The organism is Ectopseudomonas alcaliphila (assembly GCF_900101755.1).
Taxonomy (GTDB): Bacteria; Pseudomonadota; Gammaproteobacteria; order Pseudomonadales; family Pseudomonadaceae; genus Aquipseudomonas; species Aquipseudomonas alcaliphila.
This window is the reverse complement of record NZ_FNAE01000014.1, coordinates 41227-60687: the sequence shown is the minus strand read 5'-3', so window position 1 is coordinate 60687 and position 19461 is coordinate 41227. Positions and strand designations below refer to the sequence as shown.

The window sequence follows — 19461 nt, the reverse complement described above, 5'->3', positions numbered from 1 at the left end:
ACTATGGGCCGAGCGCGGAGGCGACGCCAGCAGCGTTCGTCTCATGAATCGGCAGGCATCAAGCCTGCGGATTTAGAAGCGCCACTGATGACGATCAAGACGCCCTCGTTGCCGGTAGCGCTGAAGCACGCAAGGGTGGCAGTTGCCTGCCAGACCTCTACGCAGCGTCTGCAAAGGCTTGCAAAACAGGATTCTGCAAGCCTGCGGGCGGCAATTTGCGCCGTCTCGTCATTTCCTTATAAGATCGCGCCTTCCCCTGTTTCGTCGCACCCTGCGGCCTCCTGCCGCAAGCTCTGCTGTTTTTGTCGGTTTTATCCCCGGCTGCGGGCTTGCGAACTGTAGTGATAAAGGTAGTTAACGATGAGCGTCAGACACTTTCTCTCGATGATGGATTACACACCGGACGAACTGGTGGGACTGATCCGCCGAGGCATCGAGCTGAAGAATCTGCGCAACCGTGGCGTACTCTTCGAGCCGCTGAAGAATCGCGTGCTGGGCATGATCTTCGAGAAGGCCTCGACTCGCACCCGCTTGTCCTTCGAAGCCGGCATGATCCAGCTCGGCGGCCAGGCCATCTTCCTCTCGCCGCGCGACACCCAACTGGGTCGTGGCGAGCCGATCGGCGATGCCGCCATCGTCATGTCGAGCATGCTCGACGCGGTGATGATCCGCACCTTCGCCCACAGCAACCTCACCGAGTTCGCTGCCAAGTCCAAGGTACCGGTAATCAACGGTCTGTCCGACGACCTGCACCCCTGCCAGCTGCTGGCCGACATGCAGACCTTCCTCGAACACCGCGGCAGTATCACCGGCAAGACGGTGGCCTGGATCGGCGACGGTAACAACATGTGCAACTCCTATATCGAAGCGGCGATGCAGTTCGACTTCCAGCTGAAGGTCGCCTGCCCTGCTGGCTACGAGCCGGATGCGCGCTTCCTGGCCCTGGCTGGCGAGCGCGTACAGGTCGTGCGCGACCCACGCGAGGCAGTGGCCGGCGCCCACTTGGTAAGCACCGACGTGTGGGCCTCCATGGGCCAGGAAGATGAAGCCGAGCAGCGCATGGCGTTGTTCCGCCCCTACCAGGTCACCCGCGAGCTGCTCGACGCCGCCGCCGAAGACGTGCTGTTCATGCACTGCCTGCCGGCGCACCGTGGCGAAGAAATCAGCGTCGACCTGCTCGACGACCCGCGCTCGGTTGCCTGGGATCAGGCCGAGAACCGCCTGCACGCCCAGAAGGCGCTACTGGAGATGCTGGTCGAACCGGCGTACCACCACGCATGAGCCAGCCTCTGCTGCAGCTGCGCGGGCTGAACTGCGGCTACCACGCCCACAAGGTGGTGCAGGATCTCGACCTGCACCTCAACGCTGGCGATATCGGCTGTCTGCTCGGCCCTTCGGGTTGCGGCAAGACCACCACGTTGCGCGCCATCGCCGGTTTCGAGCCGGTCCTGGAAGGCGAGATCGAACTGGCGGGCGAAGTGATTTCCCGCGCCGGTTTTACCCTGGCGCCGGAGAAACGCCATATCGGCATGGTGTTCCAGGATTACGCCCTGTTCCCCCACCTGAGCGTGGCGGAAAACGTCGCTTTCGGTATCCGCAAGCAGCCCAACGCCGAGCGCGCCACTCAAGAGCTGCTGGAGCTGGTCAAGCTCGGTAACCTGGCCAAACGCTACCCGCACGAGCTGTCCGGTGGTCAGCAGCAGCGCGTCGCCCTGGCCCGCGCTCTGGCGCCGGAACCGAAGTTGCTGCTACTCGACGAACCCTTCTCCAACCTCGATGGCGAACTGCGCAGGCGCCTGAGCCATGAGGTACGGGAAATTCTCAAGGCGCGTGGTACCAGCGCCATCCTGGTCACTCACGATCAGGAAGAAGCCTTCGCCGTCAGCGATCACGTCGGCGTGTTCAAGGATGGCCGCCTGGAGCAGTGGGACACACCGTTCAACCTCTATCACGAGCCGCTGACGCCTTTCGTCGCCAGCTTCATCGGTCAGGGTTACTTCATTCGCGGCCAGCTGCTCGGCCCGGAAACGGTGCAGACCGAACTCGGCATGATTCGCGGCAACCGCGCCTATACCTGGGCCCAGGGCAGCGCGGTTGATGTATTGCTACGCCCGGACGACATCGTCCCGGACGAGCACAGCGAACTGAAGGCGCGCATCGTCGGCAAGACCTTCCTCGGCGCTGCGACGCTCTACCGCCTGCAACTGCCGACCGGCAGCCAGTTGGAATCGATCTTCCCCAGCCATGCCGACCACCAGCCGGGCGACGAAGTGGGCATCCGCGTCGCCGCCGATCATCTGGTGGCCTTCCCGGCTCTCGGCAGCGTCGCCGCGCAATTGCAGCTCAGCGACTCCGGTGGTGTGCGCAGGGTCAGCAGCAACTGAATCAGAGCATCAGCTGGCCACTGGCGATATGCCGCGCGTGACCAGCGATCTTCACCCGCTCGCCCTCCAGACGACAGAGCAGTTCACCACCGCGCGCCGAACACTGGAAGGCACTCAACGTGGTACGCCTCAGACGCTCGGCCCAGTAAGGCACCAGCATGCAGTGCGTCGAGCCGGTCACCGGGTCTTCATCGATACCTATGCTCGGCGCGAAGTACCGCGAAACGAAGTCGTGCTTTTGTCCGCTGGCAGTGACCAGCACGCCAAGCCCAGGCAGGGTGGCCAGCGCCGACAGATTCGGCTTCAGCTCGCGGAGCTCGACCTCGGAGCCCAGCACCACCATCAGCTCCTGCACACTGCCATCGCCGTTGCCCAGCGCCATCACCTGCTCCACCTGGCGCTCCAGCGCGCGTTCGGCCTGCGCGTGTAGTTCCCGCGTCACCAATTCCACGCGCCGCACCGGGAAATCCAGCTGCAGACGCTCACCCTGACGGGTGACTTGCAGCGCTCCGGACAAGCAGGTGAAATCCAGCACCTCGGCCGGTTCCTGATAGATGTCGAACAACACCTTGGCCGCCGCCAGGGTGGCATGTCCGCAGAGCGGCACCTCGCTGACCGGGGTGAACCAGCGGATATGCCAGGCACTGCCCTCCTTCACCACGAATGCCGTCTCAGCCAGGTTGTGCTCGGCGGCGATGCGCTGCATCAGCGTCTCGTCCAGCCAGGCATCCAGGCGATAGACCATGGCGGGATTGCCCGAGAACGGCTGATCGGTAAAGGCGTCAACTTGATGGAATTCGAAAGGCATGATGCATTCCTGGCCAGATGAGAGCCGCCAGCATGCCCGCGCAAGGCAAGCTGCAACAGATACAGTTCCTGTTTTCCAGATGCCCTACTGGCTATTCGCAGGAGCAGCTTGGCCGCCAACGATCCAGGCTTCGCGGCTGAAGTCGCTCCTGAGATTCTGGAGAGACTCAGCCCTCGCTGCGCACCCGTTTCACCGCATCCAGCCAACCGGCGTAGAGACGCTCACGATGCGCCTCGTTCATTCGCGGCTCGAAACGTTGCTGGCGATGCCAGTGGCTGGCGATGGCATTCAGGTCCTGGTAAAGGCCTAGCTTCAGACCCGCCAGGTAGGCGACGCCGAGCGCGGTGGTCTCGGTAACCTCCGGGCGCTCGACGCTGACCCCAAGAATGTCGGCAAGAAACTGCATGACCCAGTTGTTCTCCACCATGCCACCGTCGACACGCAGCGCACTGGGCGCCGCGGCACCGTCCTGGCGCATGGCCTCGAGCAGGTCGCGGGTCTGGTAGCACACGGACTGCAGGCCGGCAGTGACGATCTCCTTGATCCCGGTGTCGCGGGTCAGGCCGAAGATGGCACCACGCGCCTTGGGGTCCCAATACGGAGCACCCAGGCCGGTGAACGCCGGCACCAGATAGACGCCGCAGGCCTCACCGGTCGCCTCGGCCAGCGCCTCGCTCTCGCGCGCATGGCTGATCAGCTTGATACCGTCACGCAACCACTGCACTGCCGCGCCGGCCACAAAGATGCTGCCCTCCACCGCATAGGTCACCTTGCCATCGAGGCGATAGCCGACCGTGGTGAGCAGGCGATTCTTCGAGCTCACCGGCTGCTCGCCAGTGTTCTGGATCATGAAGCAACCCGTGCCGTAGGTACTCTTGACCATCCCCGGCTCGAAGCAGGCCTGGCCGATCAAGGCAGCCTGCTGATCGCCAGCCATGCCCAGCACCGGAATGCTGGCACCGAGCAACCCGGCTTCGGCATGGCCGAACTCGGCCGCGCAATCGAGCACCTCCGGCAGCAGGCTGGCGGGGATCTCGAACAGCTTGAGCAGCTCGTCGTCCCACTGCTGGGTATGAATGTTGAACATCAGCGTGCGCGAGGCGTTGCTGGCATCGGTGCGATGCACCTTGCCATCGGTCAGGCGCCACAGCAGGAAGCTGTCGACCGTGCCGAAGCGCAATTCACCGCGCTCGGCACGCTCGCGGGCGCCAGGCACGTTCTCCAGGATCCAGCGCAGCTTGGTGGCCGAGAAATACGGGTCAATCAGCAGGCCGGTCTTGGCCGAGACCATCGACTCATGGCCTTGGTCCTTGAGCCCGGCGCAATAATCAGCCGTGCGGCGATCCTGCCAGACGATGGCGGGATGGATCGGCGTGCCACTGACGGCATCCCACACCAGGGTAGTCTCGCGCTGGTTGGTGATGCCGATGGCGGCGATCGCTTCGGGCTGCAGACCACTGCTGGCAATGGCGTCGCGGCAAACCTTGAGCGTGGACAGCCAGATTTCCTGGCCGTCGTGCTCGACCCAGCCGTCCTGCGGGAAGTACTGCTTGAACTCCTGCTGGGCACGTGCAACCGGCAAGCCCTGGGCACTGAAGATGATGGCGCGGGAGCTGGTGGTGCCCTGGTCGATGGCTAGCAGGTATTGGGTCATGCAAGATTCCTTGTTGTTATCGGTAGCAGGCTGTTGAAAAACTACCTGCGTTGCCATTGCTGCGTCAAAAACAGGCTCAAAATGCTCATTTACAACGCGTAAACTCCGCTTTTTCGCCTATTTTTTCCTTGCACTGGCTGCCTCGCCTACGTTTTTCAATGATCTGCTAGCGTTCACTGCAGTTGACTGCAGACTGGCTTATTTTGCTGGCAGCATACTGCTCGGTTCAGGCTTTGCCGATAGCGGCGAACTGCCCCTGGGTATGTTGCGCCAGGGTCTCGGCCGATAGCTCCAGCTCCAGCCCGCGCCGACCGCCACTGACGTGAATGGTGGGATGCTGACGTGCCGATTCGTCAATAAAGGTGCGCAAGCGTTTCTTCTGCCCCAGCGGGCTGATGCCGCCGACCAGATAACCAGTGGCGCGCTGCGCGGCAGTCGGGTCGGCCATGTCGGCCTTCTTGGCGCCAGCCGCTGCAGCCAGCGCCTTGAGATCGAGGCTGCCAGCCACTGGCACCACGGCCACCAGAAGCTCGCCTTTCTCGGTCGCCGCGAGCAGGGTCTTGAACACGCATTCGGGCGCCAGACCGAGCTTTTCCGCAGCTTCCAGCCCATAGGACGGCGCCTTGGGGTCATGCTGATAGCTGTGCACACGGTGTTCGGCCTTAGCCTTCTTCAATAGATCGATGGCTGGAGTCATGTTCGAATGTGAAAACGAGATGAAAGATGCCCTACATTAACAGGCCGAAATCCTCCGCATCTACAGCCTATAATGGGTGACCACCACAGGAAGCGCTCATGAATCTCGCTCCCCGCCAGCACGACATCCTCAACCTCGCCCGCGAGCGCGGCTACGTCAGCATCGACGAGCTGGCCCAAGCCTTCGCCGTTACCCCACAGACCATTCGCCGCGATATCAACCAACTGGCCGAGCACGGACTGTTGCGCCGCACCCATGGTGGCGCGGCGTGCGAATCATCGAGCATTCAGAACACCGCCTACGGCATGCGCGCCGGGCAGATGCGCGAGGAAAAACAGCGCATCGCCGAAGCCGTGGCCGCGCAGATTCCGGATCACGCCTCCCTGTTCATCAACATCGGCACCACCACCGAGGCCATCGCCCGCGAACTGCAGAACCATAAGGGCCTGAAGATCATCACCAACAACCTGCATGTGGCCGCGCAACTCAGCGCCAAGGCCGATTTCGAGGTCCTGGTGGCGGGCGGCACGGTGCGCAGCGACGGCGGCATCGTCGGCCAGGCGGCGGTGGATTTCATCCAGCAGTTCAAGGTCGATTACGCCATCGTCGGTATCAGCGGTATCGACGACGACGGTAGCCTGCTCGATTTCGACTATCAGGAAGTACGGGTTTCCCAGGCGATCATCGACAACGCTCGGCAGGTACTCCTTGCGGCCGACTCCAGCAAGTTCGGCCGCAACGCAGTCGTGCGCCTGGGCTCTATCGCGCTGGTCGACCGCGTTTTCACCGACAGCGCGCCTTCAACCGCCATCACCCGCCTGCTGCACAGCCACAAGGTCCAGCTAGACCTGGTCTGATTGCGCTCGATCCGAGTTACACCCAACCTCCGTCAACGACCGCTCGGCGCGCATTCGCGTGCCGGGGTAGCGAAGCTGCGCATCTTCGTCTAGCATATTTTCGAAAGTGAACATAAACACATTCGAATCCAATAGCCGAGCGTGCCACATGCCCCACGACCAGTTCGCCAGCCCTGTTGCGGAAGTCTATGACCTCGCCGTCGTTGGCGGCGGCATCAACGGCGTGGGCATCGCCGCCGATGCTGCCGGCCGTGGCCTGTCCGTGTTCCTTTGCGAAAAGGACGATCTGGCCAGCCATACCTCTTCTGCCAGCAGCAAGCTGATCCACGGCGGCTTGCGCTATCTGGAGCATCATGAATTTCGTCTGGTGCGCGAGGCCCTGGCCGAACGCGAGGTACTGCTGGCCAAAGCGCCGCATATCGTCAAACCGATGCGCTTCGTTCTGCCGCACCGCCCGCACCTGCGCCCGGCCTGGATGATCCGCGCCGGCCTGTTCCTTTATGATCATCTGGGCAAGCGCGAGCGCCTGCCGGCTTCGCGCGGCGTGCGCTTCGGCGCGGGTAGCCCGTTGAAGGCGGAAATCAGCCGCGGCTTCGAATATTCCGACTGCTGGGTGGACGATGCGCGCCTGGTGGTGCTCAACGCCATGGCCGCACGGGAGAAAGGCGCGCACATCCACCCGCGCACTCGCTGCGTCAGTGCCCGGCGCAGCAAAGGCCTGTGGCATATCCATCTGGAGCGCAGCGATGGCAGCCTGCTGTCGATTCGCGCACGCGCGCTGATCAACGCTGCCGGCCCCTGGGTCGCCCGCTTCATCCGTGAAGACCTCAAGCAGCAATCGCCTTACGGCATTCGCCTGATCCAGGGCAGCCATATCGTCGTGCCGCGCCTGTATGACGGTGAGCAAGCCTACATCCTGCAGAACGAAGACCGTCGCATCGTCTTCGCCATTCCTTATCTGGAGCGCTTCACCCTGATCGGCACCACTGACCGCGAATATCAGGGCGACCCTGCCCAGGTGACGATCACCGCCGAGGAAACCGACTATCTGCTCAAGGTGGTCAATGATCACTTCAAGCAACAGCTCAGCCGTGACGATGTGCTGCACAGCTTCGCGGGCGTGCGCCCACTGTGCGATGACGAATCCGATGAGCCGTCAGCCATTACCCGCGACTACACCCTGTCGCTCTCCGGCGCGCCGGGCGAAGCACCACTACTGTCAGTCTTCGGTGGCAAGCTGACCACCTATCGCAAGCTGGCCGAGTCCGCCATGCATGAGCTGGCCGCACATTTCACCAATCTGGGCCCGAGCTGGACAGCCAACGCCCCGCTCCCCGGTGGCGAGGATCTGCAAAGCCAGAGCGCCCTGGTCGAAGCGCTATGCGAACGCCATGGCTGGCTACCCACCAGCCTGGCCAGACGCTGGGCCACCAGCTATGGCAGCCGCACCTGGCGCCTGCTCGATGGTGTGCACAACCTGACCGACCTCGGCGAGCATCTCGGTGCCGGGCTCTACACCCGCGAAGTGGAATACCTGCGCCGTGAAGAATGGGCGCGCAGCAGTGCCGACATTCTCTGGCGGCGCAGCAAACTGGGCCTGTTCATGACCCCGGTGCAGCAGGCCCGCTTGCAGGACTACCTGAACAGCCGCGACCCGCATTCGGCTCACGCCGCCTGAATTCTGCGTGCCCCATGCCCCGCTTTGCGGGGCTTTTTTATGGGCGCGGAAAAATAAAATATCGACTTCCTTTACCCGTTTTAGTCAGCGCAGAACTTTCAGCAACTTTTTTATTGCGTTGATTCAATAACTTGGCGTCATGATGCGGAATAAAAACATTCTTATTCAGTTTTATTTTTACTTATGTTTCAACCACTTAAGTTTGACATAAGGAAGAACCAGGCCGAAAATTCGAGATCATCACGGTCATTGAAACAGCAGGAGCGGACATGAAAGGCGACAAGAAGGTCATTCAACACCTGAACAAGATTCTTGGTAACGAACTGGTCGCCATCAACCAGTACTTCCTGCATGCACGCATGTACGAAGATTGGGGCCTGAAGAAACTCGGCGAGCACGAGTACCACGAATCCATCGACGAGATGAAGCATGCCGACAAGCTGATCAAGCGCATTCTCTTTCTCGAAGGTATTCCCAATCTGCAGGACCTGGGCAAGATCCTGATCGGTGAAAACACCAAGGAAATGCTCGAGTGCGACCTGAAGATCGAGCACAAGGCCCACGGTGACCTGAAGGCAGCCATCGCCTACTGCGAGAGCATCGGTGACTACGCCAGTCGCGAACTGCTCGAAGAAATCCTCTGCTCCGAGGAAGATCATATCGACTGGCTGGAAACCCAGCTCAGCCTGATCGAGGCCGTCGGTCTGCAGAACTACCTGCAATCGCAGATGGACGAATAAGTCCGATCCGCTCGACGAAAAACGGGAGCCACTGGCTCCCGTTTTTTTATTGCTATCAGCAACTTTGCGGGGAAGAGCTTGAAAGCCGCGACAGCATTAAAAGCTCGCCGCTAAAGCGCCTCCCACAACTTACTGCGCCTCGTTTTCCTTGACCCGGAACCACGCCGCATAAAGCGCCGGCAGGAACAGTAGCGTCAAAGCCGTGGCGACCACCAGGCCGCCCATGATCGCTACCGCCATCGGCCCGAAGAAGACACTGCGCGACAGCGGAATCATCGCCAGCACCGCCGCCAGCGCGGTGAGCACGATGGGGCGGAAGCGACGCACCGTGGCCTCGATGACGGCGTGCCAGCGATCCAGGCCACTGCTGATGTCCTGTTCGATCTGATCGAGCAGAATCACCGAGTTACGCATGATCATGCCCGCCAGGGCAATGGTGCCGAGCATGGCGACGAAGCCGAAGGGCTGGCGGAAAATCAGCAGGAACAGGGTGACGCCGATCAGACCCAGCGGCGCTGTGAGAAACACCATCGCCGAGAGCGAAAAACTCTTCAGTTGCAGCATCAGCAACGTCAGTACCACCACGATGAACAGCGGGATACCGGCGTTCACCGACTTCTGGCCGCGTTGCGAGTCCTCCACTGTGCCGCCGACTTCCAGCAGATAACCATCCGGCAACTCGGCACGGATCGGCTCAAGCGTCGGCAGGATCTGCTGGGTCAGACTAGCCGGCTGCTGCTTGCCATACACGTCAGCACGTACGGTAACGTTGGGCAGACGATTGCGGTGCCAGATGATGCCTTCCTCGAAGCCGTACTCCAGCGTCGCCACCTGTGATAGCGCTACGCTGCGACCGCTGTCGGTCGGCACCGCCAGGCTCGGCAGCAGGCTCAGGGCCTTGCGCTCCTGCGGCGTACCGCGCTGCAGAATCTCGATCAGCTCGTTACCCTCACGGTACTGACTGACGCTGGTACCGGATAGCGAGCCCTGCAGGAAGCGCGACAACTCGGCGGTGTTGACCCCCAGGGCACGCGCGCGATCCTGATCGATATTGAGGATCACCACCTTGCTCGGCTCTTCCCAGTCCAGGTGCACGTTCACCACATGCGGATTCTCACGCACCTTGTCCGCCACCTGGCGGGCCAGGGTGCGCACCTCGTCGATATGCTCGCCGCTGACACGGAACTGGATCGGGTACCCCACGGGCGGCCCGTTCTCCAGGCGACTGACGCGACTGCGCAGGCTGGGGAACTCGTCATTCATCACCTTGATCAGCCAACCACGCAGGCGCTCGCGCTCCTCGATGCTCGAAGCCAGCACCACGAACTGAGCGAAGCTCGCCGCAGGCAATTGTTGATCCAGAGGCAGATAGAAACGCGGTGAGCCGGTGCCGACATAGGCCACGTAGTTGTCGATGCCAGACTGCTCCTTGAGCAGTTGCTCCAGGCGACGCACCTCGGCCTCGGTGGCGCTCAGCGACGCGCCCTCCTCCAGCTTGATATCGACCATCAATTCCAGACGCCCGGAGGCCGGGAAGAACTGTTGCGGCACGAAACGGAACAGCAGCACCGAGGCGACGAACAGTGCAATGGTCAGCAGGATCACGATGCCCCGACGGCGCACGCACCATTGCACCGTGGCGCGAACACGGCGGTAGAACGGGGTCGAATAAGGGTCGTGACCGCCTGCGCTGCCACCATGTTTTGCCGCGTGCAGCTTGGCCAGATCGGGCAGCAGCTTGTCGCCCAGATAGGGCACGAACATCACCGCAGCAATCCATGAGGCGATCAGCGAAATGGCCACCACCTGGAAGATCGACCGGGTGTACTCGCCCGTACCGGACTGCGCCGTGGCGATGGGCAGGAACCCGGCAGCGGTGATCAGCGTACCGGTAAGCATCGGGAAAGCCGTGCTGGTCCAGGCGAAACTGGCGGCCTTGAAGCGGTCGTAGCCCTGCTCCATCTTGATCGCCATCATCTCCACCGCGATGATCGCGTCGTCCACCAGCAGGCCGAGGCCGAGCACCAGCGCGCCGAGAGAGATCTTGTGCAGGCCGATACCGAGGTAGTACATGGCGGCAAACGTCATCGCCAGCACCAGCGGGATCACCAACGCCACCACCAGGCCGGTGCGCACACCCAGAGAGAAGAAGCTGACCGCGAGCACGATCACCAGCGCCTCCACCAGCACCTTGACGAACTCGCCCACGCCGGTTTTCACCGCCGCCGGCTGATCCGACACTTTGCGCAGCTCCATGCCCAACGGCAGCGTTTGCTGCAACCGGGCGAACTCACCTTCCAGCGCCTTGCCCAGTACCAGAATGTCGCCGCCGTCCTTCATCGCCACGGCGATGCCGATGGCATCCTCGCCCATGAAGCGCATGCGCGGCGCGGGTGGATCGTTGAAGCCGCGCTTGACCTCGGCCACATCGGCTATACGGAAAGTACGGTCGGCGACGCGAATGGGAAAATCGCGAATCTCCTCCACCGATTCGAAACGCCCGGTCACGCGCAGTTGAATACGCTCGCTGGGCGTCTCGAAAAATCCGGCGGCCGCTACCGCGTTCTGCGCCTCCAGCGCCTGCTGAACGGCAGACAGTGGCAAGCCCAGCGTCGCCAGCTTGGTGTTGGACAGCTCGATCCAGATCTTCTCGTCCTGCAGCCCCACCAGCTCGACCTTGCCTACATCCTTGACCCGCTGCAGCTGCAGCTGCAGGCGGTCGGCGTAGTCCTTGAGCACCGCGTAGTCGAAACCGTTGCCAGTCAGCGCATAGATATTGCCGAAGGTGGTGCCGAATTCATCGTTGAAGAACGGCCCCTGGATACCGGGCGGTAGTGTGTGGCGGATGTCGCTGATCTTCTTGCGCACCTGATACCACAGCTCGGGAATCTCGGAGCTGCGCATCGAGTCGCGCGCCATGAAGGTGACCTGCGATTCGCCAGGTCGGGAGAAGCTGGTGATGCGGTCGTACTCGCCGGTCTCCATCAGCTTCTTCTCGATACGCTCGGTGACCTGGCGCGACACCTCTTCGGCGCTGGCGCCTGGCCAGTTGGTGCGGATCACCATGGCCTTGAAGGTGAACGGTGGGTCCTCGCTCTGGCCCAGCTTGGTGTATGACAGCGCCCCCACCACGGCGAACAGCAGCATGATGTAGAGGACGATCTGGCGATGGCGCAGCGCCCAGGCAGACAGGTTGAAGCTCATGCCGGCTTACTCCTTGGCTGCCAGTTCGACGTTGCGATTGTCCCGATCGACCGGGCGTACCTGCTGACCCTCGCGCAGAATCTGCACCCCGGCGGCGACCACCCAGTCGGAAGCGACCAGCCCCTCCAGCACCGGCACACGGTCGTCACCATAGGCGCCGACACGTACCGGGCGGCGCTGCACGGTATTCGCCTTGGGATCGACAACCCAGACGAACGCTTGGCCGCGCTCGGCGCTGAGTGCCGACAGCGGCACGGCCAGTGGCACCTCACCGTTGCTGGCGATGAATACCCGCGCGCTCTGCCCCAGCTCGGCCGGCACCTTGCCCTCGGTAAAGGCGACACGGGCGGCGAAGGTACGCGATTGCGGATCAGCAGCCGGCGCCATCTCACGGATGCGTCCGGGGAAACGCTGATCGGGCTGCGACCACAGCTCCACCTCGACCACCTGACCAATCTCGAAACGGCCGAAGCTCTGCTCCGGCAGGTTGATCGACACCTCACGCTCACCATCGGCAGCCAGGGTGAACACCGTCTGACCGGCCGCCACCACCTGCCCCACCTCGACCGTACGACGGGCGATCAGGCCGTCCTGCGAAGCTCGCAGCACGGCATAGTCGGTCTGATTGCGGGCCACGTCGTACTCGGCCTTGACCTGTTTCAGACGCGCTTCGCCAGCACGGTACTGATTCTCGACGTTGTCGAACTGCGAGCGGCTGACCAGATTGCGCTCGAGCAGCGTCTTGTAACGCTCACGCTCGGCGCGCACGGTCTGCAGGTTGGCATCGGCTGCAGCCATCTGCGCGCGAGTGGCCTCCAGTTGCAGGCGCACGTCCTGTGGATCCAGCTCGGCCAACGCCTGATCCTTCTTCACCCGATCACCAACATCGACCATGCGCTTGCTCACCTTGCCAGCGATACGGAAGGCCAACTCCGGCTCGTAACGCGCACGCACCTCGCCCGGATAGCTGTCGACCAGGGCAGCGGCCGGTTGCGGCTGCACCACCATGGCAGGACGAATCGGCTGCTCCATCTGCTCACCATTGCCGCAGGCAGACAACACGAATACGAAACCCAGAGAAACAACCAGAGGGAGAACGTGGCGGGACATGGGTATGACCTTTCGAAGAAGGTTTGGGGCTGGATCCAAAAGCGACCTGCACTGCTACGGCGACGCTTATGGTGTTGCCCTTTGGAATATTTGTACTGCCGGGTATAGTAAAAATAGCAAACTCGCCAGTCCAGTATTAAAATCCGCCAATGCCTGACAAGTTGTTACAACCTTCCGGCCCCGGCCGTCCGAAGGATCCCGCCAAACGTCGCGCCATTCTCGAGGCGGCCAAGAGCCTGTTCCTGCGTAACGGTTACGACGGCAGCAGCATGGACGCCATCGCTGCAGAGGCCGGAGTTTCCAAACTCACGGTCTACAGCCACTTCACCGACAAGGAGACCCTGTTCTCTGCGGCGATCAAGGCCAAGTGCGAGGAGCAACTGCCCGAATTGCTGTTCGAACTGCCGGATAACGTGCCGCTGGAAAGCCAGCTCCTGGAAATCGCGCGCGGCTTTCTGGCGCTGGTCAACAGCCGCGAATCGGTAGAAATGCATCGGATGATGGTGAACCTGGCCAGCCAGGGTTCGAAGCTGTCGCAGATGTTCTACGAGGCCGGCCCGAAGCGGGTGCAAGCAGAAATGGAAGTGCTCCTGCACAAGGCCGCCAAGCGCGGCCTGCTGTGCCTGGATAATCCGCACCTGGCCGCGGATCACTTCTTCAGCCTGCTCAAGGGCGGCGCGCATTTCCGCCTGCTGATCGGTTGTGGCGAACCGCTGGAGGGTGAAGCCGCCGAGCACCATGTGCAGGATGCGGTGCAATTGTTTCTGCGCGCCTACAGGCCCTGAGCGCTTACACCTGGGCGCCGGGCTCCAGTTTCTTCTTCGGGTAGATGTCATAACGGCTGGACTTGCCCTCCAGCACGTAGCCCGGCTTGCCACCCTCGATTGCCGGCGCCTTGCGCGGGCGCTTGACCACCACGCGATGAGTGGCCAGCGCCAGCGCCGCTTCGAGCAGCGCCGGCGCGTCAAGATCATCACCGACGAACGGACGGAACAGGCGCATTTCCTTCTTCACCAGCGCGCTCTTGTCACGATGCGGGAACATCGGATCAAGGTAGATCACTTGCGGCGCCTCCCCTTGCCAGTTCTGCATCAGTTCAATGGCATTGCCGGTGAGCAGATGCATGCGCGCAACGATGGGCGCCACATCGAGGCTCAGCGCAGCACGTTGCAGGCCGTCCTCCAGTAGGGCGGCGACCAGCGGCTGGCGTTCGATCAGGGTCATCTCGCAGCCCAGACTGGCCAGCACGAAAGCATCACGTCCCAGGCCAGCCGTGGCATCGAGAACCTTCGGCCGAATACCCGATTGCACCCCCACCGCTTTGGCGATCATTTGCCCACTGCCGCCGCCGAACTGACGTCGATGCGCCGCTGCGCCCTCGACAAAATCTACCCGCACCGGCCCGGGAGCCTTGTCGCCCAGCTCCACCAGCTGCAACCCGTCATCTCCCAACTGCAGGGCGAACTCGGTTTCCCCCTCTTGCGCCAAACCCAGGCGCGACGCCCATTGCGCAGCCGCTTCGGCGTACTGAGGATGCAAGGGATGGATACGGATACTGGCGTTATGCCGCTCGTCGGTCATTGGCTCGTTCTGCTCAAAAATCACTCAAAGCATCGACCACGCGGCCGATATCGAAGAAGCGGCATTCTGCCAGACCCGGCCGCCGACAGCCGCATCGAGAGTGAACATGTTCGACGCCCTCTCCGCTCCACGCCCAAGCAGCAGCCCTGCCAGCCCGCGCCCGCTGGACGATGAACTCGACCGCGCAGCCCACGAATCCATCAACTATCAGATTTTGCGCCGTACTCTGGGTATCGAGGACGAGCAAAGGCCCGGCGACATTGCCCGCGAGCTCCAGCAGACGCAGGAGCAACCGGCAGTATCCAGCAGTGCAGCCGCCGTCAGCCAGGCAGTGATCGATCAGCGAGGCCTGGAGCTGAATGTCAGCACCGGGCAGGCACCGCAATTGGTCGACCCACTGGTGCTGGACTTGGCTGGCAACGGTTTCTCCACCAGCGGCTTGAGTCGCCCCGTGCGCTTCGATCTGGATGCCGACGGACGCATGGACTCGATCAGCGTGCCCACCGGTGATGACGCACTACTGGCGCTGGATCGCAATGGCAACGGGCGTATCGACGATGGCCGCGAGCTGTTCGGCGATCAGCATGGCGCTGCCAACGGCTTCGCCGAACTGGCGCGCTTCGACGATAACGGCGACGGCCGTATCGATGCGGCCGATGCAGTATTCGACAAGTTGCGCCTGCTGCGTTTCGACGCACAGGGCCGCCAGCAGTTGCAGACGCTCGGCGAGGCTGGCGTCAGCGCCATCGACCTGCGCGCCCGTGATGTCAGCATCGCACTCGGCGCTTACGACCGGATCGCCCAGTTGGGCCGATTCGAGTTCGCCGATGGGCGCAGCGGACAGGCGGCCGACCTGCTGTTGGCCAAACGCTAGGGATGGCGAAGCTTTTTTGTTGCCGTAGGGCGGGTGTAACCCGCCATTGGCGCTATGGCGGGTTACACCCGCCCTACGGATCGTAAGCGCCTCAGCGACACATCCGCCACATGCCCATATCGACGTGAAAGTGATCGCGGTGGGCGGCGTTGTAGTCCGGCCCCAGAGTCACGTTGAAACTGTCGCAGGCCGCTTCCTGCACCAGGCGCAGGAAGCGCGCCTTGTCGCCCTGCCCCGGCCAGTCTCGCAGCACGCTGACATGCTGGCCGTCACGCAGACGAAAACCGACCATATCCAGCGCGTTGGCATAGGAATGCTGGCTGGGTCGCTGGCTGCCGGCAATGCTGCGACAGGCGAAGCTGCCGACATGCTCGACGCGGGTCACCGGCTGGCCGAATACCGCCTGCGCAGCCGGCTGCAGCCCATGTCGCTCGAACAGGGCGAAGCTCACCGCCAGCGGACAGGTCGCCATGAAACTGCTGCTCAGGCCAACGCTGGCGCCCTGGATACGCACGGCGTTTTCCACCGGGCAGCCCGGGTACGGCGTGCTGTCGGCAAGACGGGTAAAACGCAGGTCAGAAGTCGCCAGCGCCAGGTCGCACAACTCACGATCCTCGCTCAAGCGCCAGAGTTTGAATGGGGTCAGCAGGTTCGGCGTCTCTCGCACATCCAGCGGTGCCCAGGGGTTATAACGCGGCGCCACATCCACCCAGCCACGCCACAGCGCCACCAGAAGCGCCGCGCCCAGCAGCAGAGAGAGAAACAGCAAACGACCGATTATCCGTATCAGCATATCCATGCTCCATCAGAGTAAACCGAGCTGCTCCAGTTCCTGTTCCCTGTGCAGAACCGGCAGTTCGGGCAGGCCCGGCAAGCGCAGCATCAGCTGCTGGTGAAAACGCCGTGCCAGCTCGGGCGCCAGGCGGTTATCGGAGGTATGAGCGAATACGTAAGGAGACAGCCCCTGTTCGATCCAGCCGGCGACCTTGTCCAGCCAGGGCAGCATGAAGGGATCGTTGGCCAGCAACTCGGGATGACCGATGAAGCGTAGCTGCGGGCTCTGGCTGAACGCGGTGGGCCGAGTCGGCAGGCGCGGCTTCTTGGCTTGCGCATGCAGCACGGCGGGCGCCTGCGAGTCGCAGCTGAACAGCGCACGCGAATCCAGGCAGATGCGCTCGATACCCCCCTCGTGCAGCAGGCGATTGAGCACGCGCTCGGCATCGCCCTTGGCGAAGAATTCCGGATGGCGCACTTCTATCGCCAGAGGCCAGTCACCCCACTGCTCGATGAACGCCGCTAGCTCCGCCAACCGCGACGGTCCGAAGCTGGCCGGCAACTGCAGCCAGTAAGGCGCCACCCGTTCGCCAAGCGGCGCCAGCAACTGGCGAAACTGCGTGACCTCATCCAGTTGCTGGCACAGGTCCTCGCTGTGACTGATGTCTCGCGGCAACTTGGCGCAGAAACGAAAGTGCGCCGGCATCGCCTGCGCCCAGCGCGCCACCGTTTGCTCGCTGGGTCTGGCGTAGAACGTGGTATTGCCCTCAACCGCGTTGAACACCTCGGTGTAGCGACTGAGAAACTCGGTTGGCCGGGTGTCCTGCGGATACAGCGTGGCACGCCAGGCCGCTTCGCTCCATGACGGACAACCAAGAAAATAGGGAAGCGCAGCGCTCATCGGTTTGTTTGGCGAACCTGGCTGAGGGGGCGTGAAACGGGGTTACGCGTAGAGATCGAGGCCGAGCACTTCCTGCGCATCGGATTCGCTGGCGTAAGCGGCGGTGGTGCTGTAGCTGGCCAACGCCTGAGCAGCACGGTTGCTCAGCGCGGGCTGTTGAAAGCCGAGGTCCTGGGAACGGCTCGGCAGGCTATCGGTGTTACTGCTGCTGGCCTGCACGCGGCGAATCTGCGGCGTCTGTTCCAGGCCCTGGCTGCTGGCCGGGGCAGCCGGTTGTTCACGCTGAGCCTCGACCTCCCGCTGCGCCTCGCGATAGGGCGTGACCGCAGTTCCCGAACGGGGGCCGCGATCTGGCGAGTAGGAGGGTAAGTAACCGTCGATCCGCATCTAGGACTGCTCGGTGGGCTCGGCTGAACAAGGGACAGTGGTGGCAATGTAGCGGCGGGCTGCGCCCTTGGCAAATGCCGAAGGGATCTTGACGCCAGGCATCCGACCAGTTGTCATGCCGGCGGTGCTTTCGGCGTGGCGACCTGGTCACGCAGGTACACCGGCTGCGCCTGATCGGCCGGCAACGCCTCGCCGCGTGCCCAGGCAAAACGGGCCAGAGTCAGCAGGTCTTCGGCGTGCGGCAGCATGCCGCCATCCATGCTGGTGGGTTTGAGGGCGATACGCGCGGCAAAGGTGCCCCAACCGGTGCCGGCGCCAAACCACTCACCCTCGCTGCCACGCGGCGCTTCAGCTTGCTCCGGCGGCAACACCGCCTCCTGACCGAGCAGCCGCATCTCGCCGGCTTCGGCGCGGTAGCAGCCCCAATAGACTTCGTCCATGCGCGCATCGATAGCGGCTGCGACCTGAGTCGCGCCCTGCTCACGCAGCGCACGCTGGGCCAGCACAGCCAGATTGGATACCGGCAGCACCGGTCGCTCCAGGGCAAAGGCCAGTCCCTGCACCACGCCGATGGCGATGCGCACACCGGTGAAAGCACCAGGGCCACGGCCGAAGGCGATGGCGTCCAGCGTAGATGCAGCGATGCCCGCCTCGCCAAGCAGTTGCTCAATCATCGGCAACAGGCGCTGCGCGTGCATACGCGGGGCGACTTCGTAGTGGCTGAGCACGCGACCGTCATGCAGCAGCGCGACGGAGCAGGCTTCGGTAGCGGTATCGAGGGCCAGGAGAGTGGTCATTGCGTTCGGACAGCTGAAGAAAAAGAGCCGGCATTAGACCGGCTCGACGAGTTTTTTTCCAGCGTCATGACGGCGCCCGGCTTGCGCCGAGCGACCGACGGGGGTTCAGCGCCGCGTTACCAAGGCTCGACCACCGGCTCGGCCTCCCAGCCCTTGAGCGGCGCCTTGGACCAGGTGCCGTAGCCAGCATTGGGGAACACGATCCACTCGACGCCCCACTTGCCCGACTCTTCGGCGACCGTCTTGCGCTGCGCATCGAGCGGCGTCTTGCGAAAGCGCGCGTCGAAGTCATGCAGCGTGTCGCCCAGCAGCATGATGATCTGCTGATCGGCGCTGACGATGGCGCGGCGTTCGACCTTGGGCGGCCCCAGCAGCAGCACGCTCTCTTCCGACACCTGCGGCAGACCCAGCTTGCTCAGCGTGGCCAGGGTGTATTTCTTCTGCTCGTCGGCGCGGTCGGAGATGTAGCGAATAGTCACGCCGAGCTTGTCGGCGTGCTCGAGGAATTTCTTCGCGCCAGGAATCAGCTCGGGCGTGCCGTCGCGCTCCCAGGGCAGCCAGGTGTCCCAGGCGTCGTACTGGTGACAATTGGCCAGATCGCGCGCCAGCAGCGCGCTGTTGTCGATCACGGTTTCATCGAGATCGGTGACGATGGCCAGCTTCGATGGATCCTTGGCCGCTGCCACGGCCTTGTCGAGTTTCTCCGTGGCGATGTTATAGGCCTGCAACTGCAGCGCCTGGACCTCCGCCGACTGCTGCTGAAAGCGCAAGCCCATGGTGAATTCGGCGACGGAACAATCAGTCGCGGTGTCGGCAAATGCCAACGGAGTGGCCAGCAGCGATACCGCAAGGCCCAGCCAGATGCGTTTCTCGGTCATTGAATGCCCTCTTCCTTATAGGTTATCGACACATCCCCGGCGCAGACCGGAGGCTGCATCGTCGATACTAACCGGCACGCGTTGCGCGGCCATGCTTGAGAACGACCAGAACGTACCAGGTTCCATAAACGAGCAAG

General features: G+C 62.8%; 18 protein-coding genes. 7 read left to right on the top strand and 11 right to left on the bottom strand.

The genetic code is table 11. From position 1 onward, the window contains the following. Positions 1 to 360 precede the first annotated feature (360 nt). On the top strand, positions 361 to 1281 hold the full coding sequence (gene argF, locus BLR77_RS24330; RefSeq protein ID WP_074682636.1) for an ornithine carbamoyltransferase: 921 nt from the start codon (positions 361 to 363) through the stop codon (positions 1279 to 1281). Next, positions 1278 to 2384: an ABC transporter ATP-binding protein gene (locus tag BLR77_RS24325; RefSeq protein WP_064495330.1), complete on the top strand. Its 1107-nt coding sequence runs from the start codon at positions 1278 to 1280 to the stop codon at positions 2382 to 2384. Before argF ends, BLR77_RS24325 begins: the two co-directional genes overlap by 4 nt. Position 2385: 1 nt before the next feature. Here BLR77_RS24325 and BLR77_RS24320 read toward each other — a convergent pair whose 3' ends face one another. The 3 genes from BLR77_RS24320 to ybaK all read right to left on the bottom strand — a co-directional run bounded on the left by BLR77_RS24320 (position 2386) and on the right by ybaK (position 5543). Continuing rightward, positions 2386 to 3192, bottom strand: coding sequence for a PhzF family phenazine biosynthesis protein (locus BLR77_RS24320; RefSeq protein ID WP_074682634.1), 807 nt, complete (start codon positions 3190 to 3192; stop codon positions 2386 to 2388). A 166-nt stretch (positions 3193 to 3358) separates the two neighbouring features. Further along, complete coding sequence (gene glpK, locus BLR77_RS24315; protein ID WP_074682632.1) at positions 3359 to 4846, bottom strand: glycerol kinase GlpK; 1488 nt, start codon at positions 4844 to 4846, stop codon at positions 3359 to 3361. A 226-nt stretch (positions 4847 to 5072) separates the two neighbouring features. After that, entirely contained in the window at positions 5073 to 5543 is a 471-nt protein-coding gene (gene ybaK, locus BLR77_RS24310; RefSeq protein ID WP_074682630.1) for a Cys-tRNA(Pro) deacylase, read from the bottom strand. Positions 5544 to 5641: 98 nt separating this feature from the next. On the opposite strand from ybaK, the gene BLR77_RS24305 reads away from it, so the two are divergent. The 3 genes from BLR77_RS24305 (at position 5642) to bfr (ending at position 8818) form a co-directional block, all read left to right on the top strand. Beyond that, positions 5642 to 6400 (top strand): DeoR/GlpR family DNA-binding transcription regulator, encoded by a 759-nt coding sequence (locus BLR77_RS24305; protein WP_074682628.1) that lies wholly within the window; start codon positions 5642 to 5644, stop codon positions 6398 to 6400. 148 nt (positions 6401 to 6548) lie between these two features. Then, positions 6549 to 8078: a glycerol-3-phosphate dehydrogenase gene (gene glpD, locus BLR77_RS24300; RefSeq protein ID WP_074682626.1), complete on the top strand. Its 1530-nt coding sequence runs from the start codon at positions 6549 to 6551 to the stop codon at positions 8076 to 8078. Between the two features lie 269 nt (positions 8079 to 8347). Next, the gene (gene bfr / locus BLR77_RS24295; RefSeq protein WP_003462607.1) at positions 8348 to 8818 is read left to right on the top strand and encodes a bacterioferritin; all 471 of its coding nucleotides are present in this window, start codon (positions 8348 to 8350) and stop codon (positions 8816 to 8818) included. Positions 8819 to 8947: 129 nt separating this feature from the next. Here bfr and BLR77_RS24290 read toward each other — a convergent pair whose 3' ends face one another. Beyond that, positions 8948 to 12022 carry an efflux RND transporter permease subunit gene (locus BLR77_RS24290; RefSeq protein ID WP_074682624.1) on the bottom strand — a complete coding sequence of 1025 codons (3075 nt, stop codon included), beginning with the start codon at positions 12020 to 12022 and terminating at the stop codon, positions 8948 to 8950. Positions 12023 to 12028: 6 nt separating this feature from the next. Then, on the bottom strand, positions 12029 to 13132 hold the full coding sequence (locus BLR77_RS24285; RefSeq protein ID WP_074682622.1) for an efflux RND transporter periplasmic adaptor subunit: 1104 nt from the start codon (positions 13130 to 13132) through the stop codon (positions 12029 to 12031). A 149-nt stretch (positions 13133 to 13281) separates the two neighbouring features. Here BLR77_RS24285 and BLR77_RS24280 point away from each other — a divergent pair, with 149 nt between their 5' ends. Further along, positions 13282 to 13917 carry a TetR/AcrR family transcriptional regulator gene (locus tag BLR77_RS24280; RefSeq protein ID WP_074682620.1) on the top strand — a complete coding sequence of 212 codons (636 nt, stop codon included), beginning with the start codon at positions 13282 to 13284 and terminating at the stop codon, positions 13915 to 13917. A gap of 4 nt (positions 13918 to 13921) precedes the next feature. Here the strand turns inward: BLR77_RS24280 and BLR77_RS24275 are convergent, their stop codons facing one another. After that, positions 13922 to 14713, bottom strand: a complete 792-nt coding sequence (locus tag BLR77_RS24275) for a class I SAM-dependent methyltransferase (RefSeq protein WP_074682618.1) — start codon at positions 14711 to 14713, stop codon at positions 13922 to 13924. Between the two features lie 106 nt (positions 14714 to 14819). Between BLR77_RS24275 and BLR77_RS24270 the strand changes: the two genes are divergently transcribed. Continuing rightward, positions 14820 to 15587 carry a hypothetical protein gene (locus tag BLR77_RS24270; RefSeq protein ID WP_238380623.1) on the top strand — a complete coding sequence of 256 codons (768 nt, stop codon included), beginning with the start codon at positions 14820 to 14822 and terminating at the stop codon, positions 15585 to 15587. 91 nt (positions 15588 to 15678) lie between these two features. On the opposite strand, the gene BLR77_RS24265 is transcribed toward BLR77_RS24270, so the two are convergent. From BLR77_RS24265 to BLR77_RS24245, 5 genes are all read right to left on the bottom strand, one after another. After that, on the bottom strand, positions 15679 to 16380 hold the full coding sequence (locus BLR77_RS24265) for an extensin-like domain-containing protein (RefSeq protein WP_074682614.1): 702 nt from the start codon (positions 16378 to 16380) through the stop codon (positions 15679 to 15681). A gap of 12 nt (positions 16381 to 16392) precedes the next feature. Beyond that, positions 16393 to 17262 carry a DUF72 domain-containing protein gene (locus BLR77_RS24260; RefSeq protein ID WP_074682612.1) on the bottom strand — a complete coding sequence of 290 codons (870 nt, stop codon included), beginning with the start codon at positions 17260 to 17262 and terminating at the stop codon, positions 16393 to 16395. A gap of 42 nt (positions 17263 to 17304) precedes the next feature. Further along, positions 17305 to 17649 carry a hypothetical protein gene (locus BLR77_RS24255; protein ID WP_074682610.1) on the bottom strand — a complete coding sequence of 115 codons (345 nt, stop codon included), beginning with the start codon at positions 17647 to 17649 and terminating at the stop codon, positions 17305 to 17307. A gap of 113 nt (positions 17650 to 17762) precedes the next feature. After that, positions 17763 to 18446 carry a tRNA (adenosine(37)-N6)-threonylcarbamoyltransferase complex dimerization subunit type 1 TsaB gene (tsaB, locus tag BLR77_RS24250; protein WP_074682608.1) on the bottom strand — a complete coding sequence of 228 codons (684 nt, stop codon included), beginning with the start codon at positions 18444 to 18446 and terminating at the stop codon, positions 17763 to 17765. 116 nt (positions 18447 to 18562) lie between these two features. Next, positions 18563 to 19324 (bottom strand): 5'-nucleotidase, lipoprotein e(P4) family, encoded by a 762-nt coding sequence (locus tag BLR77_RS24245; protein WP_074682606.1) that lies wholly within the window; start codon positions 19322 to 19324, stop codon positions 18563 to 18565. Between the last annotated feature and the right edge of the window lie 137 nt (positions 19325 to 19461).